This is a genomic window from Streptococcus henryi DSM 19005, from assembly GCF_000376985.1.
Classification (GTDB): Bacteria; Bacillota; Bacilli; order Lactobacillales; family Streptococcaceae; genus Streptococcus; species Streptococcus henryi.
The window spans coordinates 417757-424185 of the sequence record NZ_AQYA01000037.1 but is presented as its reverse complement, the minus strand read 5'-3'; the positions used below and the strand labels follow the sequence as shown (position 1 = coordinate 424185).

Here is a 6429-nt window from a genome sequence, read left to right as displayed (position 1 = left end):
GTGTTATCTGATATTGTGTGGTGACCATACGATACTCTCTAGAAGTATATTGAGACCCTCGGTCACTATGAAGAAGAGGTCTGGCACCAGGATTGTCTTCCATAGCTTTAGCTAGTGTTGTCATAACAAGCGGATTATCATTATGTTGGCTGATATGATAGGCTACGATTGAGCCATCGTAGAGATCCTTAATAGCACTTAAATAGGCCTTACTGCCTAATCCGTAGGTCATAAAAGTGACATCTGTACACCATTTCTGATTGGGAGCAGTGGCAGTAAAATCGCGATTAAGGAGGTTGTCTTCGATATTCTTGTAACTGGTCTTTGTGCAGTAACCTCTTGATCGGCGAATGACAGATTGAAGTCCTAAGATTTGCATAAGACGACGAATGCGTTTCTTGTTGTAGTTAGTCCCTAGCAGACGATTGACGTTAATCGTCATCCGACGATAGCCAAAGATGCCATTATGCTCACGATGAAAGTCTTTAATGTGACTCACGAGCTCCCTATTAAGCTTCTCTGATGTTGTTTCCTCATGGTTCAGCCACTTGTAATAGCCTGACCGAGATACCTTCAAAATCTGGCAAAGAGCACTGATAGAGAGCTCTTTTTCCTCGTCATAATAATCCTTAAGGGCTTGAAATTTCTCTAAGTGACGACCTAGTCTTACATCCGGTTTCGACGTTTGATTTCTTCCAACTTTTTTAGCAGACCAACCTCCGCTTCTAGATAACGGTTACGTTCTTCAAGCTGTTTGATCTTGAGTTGTAGCTCTTCCTCAGTAGTCAGGTTTGGTTTACTATCAAGGCCCTTACCACGGCGGTCTACTAAGCCTTGACTACCTTGCTTTTCAAACTTTTTAACCCAAGAATAGACCTGCTGGTAGGAAACGCCATACTTTTCCATAGCTGCCTGATAATCCTTCTCATGAGCAATGGTAAAATTGACAATCTCAACACGCTCTTCAAAACTTGTCTTACGCCCCTGTCTCATACGAGTGCCTCCTTTACTAGTAGTTGTTAGTTCCTTACCACTAGTATACCTCTTTATCCAGCTCCTGAGAACATAGGTAGAAGAAATCCCATATTTTTGACAGATGGTATGTGTACTTCCCTTGCCATCGAGATAGTCTTCAACAGCAGACTTCTTTAACTCTGATGAGTACTTCTTCCAAGTATGACTTCCCTTAAGACCTTCAATGCCATTGGTTTGGTATTTCCTTATCCAATCTCTAACAGAATATTTTGAGATACCATATTCTCTGGCTAACTGGTCTGCAGATTTCCCTTCTCTTTGATATCTTAAGACAACCTCTAATTTTTCTTCTACACTTTTTGGACTTCTTTTGGACATACGAAAACCCCTCATAGTTTCCAGTGAAATGTTTTTGTTATTTCACTGGAAACTATAAGGGGAGTATATCAAGGAAATGTAGCTTCAATAGATTATTATAATTCAATAATTTTACCAGTTTTGAGGTAAACAATCCACTCACAAATATTACGAGCATAGTCACCAATACGTTCTAAGTACATGATAACTTGGAAGTATTCCTTACCAGCAAAAACTGCATCTGGCGTTTTACGAATTTCCTCAACAGCAAGTGCTTGAATATCTTTAAAATAATTATCAATGACTTCATCTGATGCAGCAATTTCATAGGCCTTAACATCATCGCCAGTAATATAGGCATTTAAAGCATCTTCAACCATATGTTTAACTGCTTTGCCCATTTCATTAATCTGAGCTTCAACTTCTGGGATACGCTCTTCACCCTTCATACGGATTGTTGCCTTAGCAATAGATGAAGCGTGGTCACCCATACGTTCAATGTCACTTGATGCTTTCAATACTGTTATAACTGTTCTAAGGTCATGTGAAACTGGCTGCTGAAGGGCAATGATTTCTAAAGACTTTTTCTCAAGTTTAGTTTCAAATTCATTGACCACTTCATCTTCTTCGATAACTTCTTTAGCCAACTCACGATCATGACTAACAAAGGCACGAACGGTTTTGTTGATTTGTCCGAGAACTTCTGTTCCCATTGAGTAAAATTGATTGTGCAATTTTTCTAATTCTTCATCAAATTTTGATCTTAACATAATGATTCTCTCTTTACATTGTGATTAAAGCTACCGCAAATTCTAACCGAACTTACCAGTAATGTAGTCTTCGGTTTCTTTGTGTTTTGGATTCATGAACATTTCTTTGGTCTTACCATATTCGATTAAATTACCATCCAAAAAGAATCCAGTACGATCTGAAATACGAGATGCTTGTTGCATTGAACGTGTTACAAGTAGCATGGTGTACTTGTCTTTCAACCCATATAAGGTATCTTCGATTTTACCGGCGGAAATTGGATCTAAGGCCGAAGTTGGCTCATCCATCAAAATAATCTTAGGGCTTGTTGCCAAGGTACGAGCAATACAAACACGTTGTTGTTGCCCACCTGATAGACCAACTGCAGAATCATGCAAGCGATCCTTGACCTCATCCCAGATAGATGCTCCAATTAAAGATTCCTCCACAGCTTGGTCAAGAACTTGCTTATCTTTTATTCCCTTGATTCGTAAACCATAAACAACATTCTCATAAATTGTCATAGGGAACGGATTGGGCTGTTGAAAAATCATACCGATTTCTTTACGTAACTCAACAGTGTCTGTACGAGGGCTATAGATATTATGACCATTATAGATAATAGTTCCTGTCAAGCTAACCTCTGGGTTCAGGTCCCCCATCCTGTTTATGGCACGCAAAAGTGTTGATTTTCCAGATCCGGAAGGGCCAATAAGGGCTGTGATTTCATTAGGATAGAAATCCATTGACACATTATTTAGTGCTTTTTTCTTGTTGTAATAAACAGACAAGTCACTAACTTTTAAAATTGGTTCTGTCATTTTTGACCTTTCTAACCAAAGTGACCAGACACATAGTCGCTAGTTGATTGCAATTTGGCATTTTGGAAAATAGTGTTTGTTTTATCGTATTCAATTAAGTCACCCAGATAGAAGAAAGCTGTGTAGTCACTAGCACGCGCAGCTTGCTGCATGTTATGGGTTACAATAATAATACTGTAATCCTTTTTCAACTCAAACATAGTTTCTTCTAATTGCATTGTGGCAATTGGGTCCAAGGCTGACGCAGGTTCATCCATCAGTAAGATGTCCGGTTTAACAGCGATGGCACGAGCGATGCAGAGACGTTGCTGCTGACCGCCTGATAAAGTAAAGGCAGATTTATGCAAATCATCTTTCACCTGGTCCCAAAGAGCAGCTTGTTTAAGGGAAGTTTCAACGATTTCATCCAAAACTTGCTTGTCTTTTACACCCGCACGTTCATAGGCAAAAGTGATGTTTTTATAGATAGACTTAGCAAATGGATTAGGACGTTGGAAAACCATCCCGATGTGCTTACGCATTTCATAAACGTTGATATTATCAGCATTAACGTCAATACCTTCATACAAGATTTGACCTGTTACTTTAGCTATATCAATAGTATCATTCATGCGATTTAAGCTACGTAAAAAGGTAGATTTACCACATCCTGACGGTCCAATCAAGGCTGTGATTTTATTTTTTTCGAACTGCATATCAATACCTTTGATAGCTTCTTTTTGACCATAGTAAACATGCAAGTCTTTTGTTTCTAAAGCTAACTTTTCTTGCGGAAAAGTAATGATATGTCTTTCATTCCAATTATATTCAGTCATGTCTTTGCTTCTCCTTTAGGCAGCTGAAGTCAGTTTTTGGTGTAATTTCTTACCGATGTAACGGGCAGATAGATTGAAGATAAGGATAACCACAAGAAGCACTGCTGCACTTCCTGCTGAAACCATAGTGGCATCAGGAATGGTTCCTTCACTATTGACTTTCCAGATATGCACAGCTAATGTTTCTGCCTGACGGAAAATCGAAATCGGGCTTGTTACACTGAGTGGGTTCCAGTTACCCCAGTCAAGGGCTGGAGCTGATTGTCCAGCTGTGTAAATAAGAGCTGCCGCTTCACCGAAGATACGGCCTGAAGCCAGTACGATACCTGTTACAATACTTGGAAGAGCTTCTGGAATAACGACATGCAAAACCGTTTCCCAACGAGAAATTCCCAAAGCCAAACCGGCTTCACGTTGTGTATGGTGGACATTTCTCAAACTATCTTCAACACTACGTGTCATTTGTGGCAAGTTAAAGACGGTCAAGGCTAGAGCACCTGAAATGATCGAGAAACCATATTGGAATTGAACAACAAAAATCAAATAACCAAAGAGACCGACAACAACTGAGGGTAGAGAAGACAAAATTTCAATACAAGTACGGACAAAGTTTGTCAAACGTCCTTTTTTAGCATATTCAGACAAATAGACTCCTGCTCCCATAGATAATGGAACAGAAATTAAAAGCGTTACAACGAGCAGGAAGAATGAGTTATAAAGCTGAATCCCGATACCGCCTCCTGCTTGGTAAGACGACGACTTACTTGTCAAAAATGACCAAGACACATGTGGGAGACCACGGAAAAGAATATAACACAGGAGTGAGGCAAGGATAGCAACGATGATGACTGCAATTGTATAAAGAATCCCAGTCGCTATTTGGTCAACTTTCTTAGCGGGCATAGTTCTTCTTACCTCTTTCTTTCGTAATTAATTTAATCACACTGTTGAAACCTAAACTCATTAGGAGTAAGACTAAAGCAAGTGACCAAAGAACATTGTTTTGGACAGTTCCCATAACCGTGTTACCAATTCCCATAGTGAGGACTGATGTTAAAGTCGCTGCTGGAGTTGTTAGAGAGGTTGGCATAACCGCTGAGTTACCAACGACCATTTGAATAGCCAAAGCTTCACCAAAGGCACGAGCCATACCAAAAACAACGGCTGTAAAGATACCAGGACGTGCAGCATTGAGAATAACACGCCAGATAGTTTGCCAACGTGTAGCACCCATAGCAAGACTTGCTTCTTTGTAATGTCGAGGAACTGCCTTCAAACTATCTACAGTCATAAAAGTAACCGTAGGTAGAATCATAACGAAGAGCACGAAAACCCCTGATAAGATACCAAATCCTGTCCCACCAAAAATAGAACGAACAAAAGGAACGACAACCTGAAGACCAATAAATCCATAAACAACTGATGGAATACCAACAAGAAGCTCAACAGCAGGTTGTAAAATTTTTGCACCATATTTCGGTGAGATCTCTGTCATAAAGACTGCTGCACCGATAGCAAACGGCGTGGCAATTAAAGCTGACAAAATGGTAACAATAAATGACCCCGCTATCATTGGCAAAGCACCAAATAATTTTGCAGACGGCTCCCATTTAGTTCCAAAAAGAAATTCAAAAATATTCACACCATCTACAAAGAAAGTTGATAAACCTTTTTGAGCAACAAAAATTAAAATCATTGCAACAATAAAGACAATTAGAGATAAGCATAAAAAGGTGATTGTCTTACCAAACTTCTCTAGACGTGAATTTTTTGAAGGGGAGGTCAGTTTTTTAACTAATTCTTGATTATTCATTGTCTTTCCTCTTACTTGCTTGTCACAGTACCATCAGCACTCTTGACAACTTGCATATCATTCATTGAAATGTAGCCCATTCCAGCAACAATCCCATCTTGGACTTCATCACTCATCATAAAATCTAAAAACTCCTTGGTTAAGCCATCAGCTTCACCCTTAGTGTACATATGCTCGTAAGACCATAGCTCCCAATTATTAGTTGCTACATTCTCAACATTTGCCTCAAAACCATTCAACTTCAATTTTTTAACTGAATCGTCAACATAGGCAAATGCTAAATATGAAATAGCACCTGGGGTTTGTGAAACAATAGATTTTACCATACCATTAGAATCTTGCTCTTGGCTCTGCACCGCGGAAGAACCGTCCATAATGATTGAATCAAATGTAGCTCGTGATCCTGAACTTGCTGCTCGGTTGATAATTGTAATATCTAAATTAGATCCGCCAACTTGTTCCCAGTTTGTATATTCCCCAGTAAAGATTTTACGTAATTGTTCCGTCGTTAAATCATTGACAGTAACTTTTTCATTAACAATAACAGCAAGACCAGCTACTGCAACTTGATGGTCAACGAGTTGCTCAGCATCAATACCATCTTTTTCTTCCGCGAATACGTCACTATTACCAATTTGAACTGCGCCTGACTGTACCTGTGATAAACCAGTACCAGAGCCACCGCCTTGCACATTGACAGTTTTGCCGATATTCTCTGAGCCAAATTCATCAGCTGCTGCTTCTACAAGTGGCTGGAGAGCCGTTGAACCAACACTAGTAATAGATTGACCTTTATCAATCCATTTCGCGCAAGCTGATAAGCTTGTTACTGCTAAAACAGCTAAGAGCATAAAGATAAATCGTTTCATCTTTTTCATTTTTTGTTTTCCTATTCATT

At 39.4% G+C, this 6429-nt stretch carries 6 protein-coding genes and 1 pseudogene; all 7 read right to left on the bottom strand.

The window, feature by feature from the left end:
- Positions 1 to 1353: pseudogene (locus F601_RS12985) on the bottom strand (IS3 family transposase); the annotation flags it as partial.
- 95 nt (positions 1354 to 1448) lie between these two features.
- Positions 1449 to 2102: a phosphate signaling complex protein PhoU gene (gene phoU, locus F601_RS0112040; RefSeq protein ID WP_018165937.1), complete on the bottom strand. Its 654-nt coding sequence runs from the start codon at positions 2100 to 2102 to the stop codon at positions 1449 to 1451.
- Between the two features lie 42 nt (positions 2103 to 2144).
- Positions 2145 to 2903 carry a phosphate ABC transporter ATP-binding protein PstB gene (gene pstB, locus F601_RS0112035; RefSeq protein WP_018165936.1) on the bottom strand — a complete coding sequence of 253 codons (759 nt, stop codon included), beginning with the start codon at positions 2901 to 2903 and terminating at the stop codon, positions 2145 to 2147.
- Positions 2904 to 2914: 11 nt separating this feature from the next.
- On the bottom strand, positions 2915 to 3718 hold the full coding sequence (gene pstB, locus F601_RS0112030; protein WP_018165935.1) for a phosphate ABC transporter ATP-binding protein PstB: 804 nt from the start codon (positions 3716 to 3718) through the stop codon (positions 2915 to 2917).
- A gap of 15 nt (positions 3719 to 3733) precedes the next feature.
- Positions 3734 to 4621, bottom strand: a complete 888-nt coding sequence (pstA, locus tag F601_RS0112025; protein ID WP_018165934.1) for a phosphate ABC transporter permease PstA — start codon at positions 4619 to 4621, stop codon at positions 3734 to 3736.
- Entirely contained in the window at positions 4611 to 5531 is a 921-nt protein-coding gene (pstC, locus tag F601_RS0112020; RefSeq protein WP_018165933.1) for a phosphate ABC transporter permease subunit PstC, read from the bottom strand. Before pstC ends, pstA begins: the two co-directional genes overlap by 11 nt.
- Before the next feature lie 11 nt (positions 5532 to 5542).
- Complete coding sequence (locus tag F601_RS0112015; RefSeq protein WP_018165932.1) at positions 5543 to 6409, bottom strand: phosphate ABC transporter substrate-binding protein PstS family protein; 867 nt, start codon at positions 6407 to 6409, stop codon at positions 5543 to 5545.
- Positions 6410 to 6429: the final 20 nt, after the last annotated feature.

What these genes read in the sequence shown, in the direction of transcription:
- pstA (WP_018165934.1), bottom strand. Translation starts at nt 4,621, where the DNA reads ATGCCCGCTAAGAAAGTTGACCAAATAGCGACTGGGATTCTTTATACA.
- pstB (WP_018165936.1), bottom strand. Translation starts at nt 2,903, where the DNA reads ATGACAGAACCAATTTTAAAAGTTAGTGACTTGTCTGTTTATTACAAC.
- phoU (WP_018165937.1), bottom strand. Translation starts at nt 2,102, where the DNA reads ATGTTAAGATCAAAATTTGATGAAGAATTAGAAAAATTGCACAATCAA.
- F601_RS0112015 (WP_018165932.1), bottom strand. Translation starts at nt 6,409, where the DNA reads ATGAAAAAGATGAAACGATTTATCTTTATGCTCTTAGCTGTTTTAGCA.
- pstC (WP_018165933.1), bottom strand. Translation starts at nt 5,531, where the DNA reads ATGAATAATCAAGAATTAGTTAAAAAACTGACCTCCCCTTCAAAAAAT.
- pstB (WP_018165935.1), bottom strand. Translation starts at nt 3,718, where the DNA reads ATGACTGAATATAATTGGAATGAAAGACATATCATTACTTTTCCGCAA.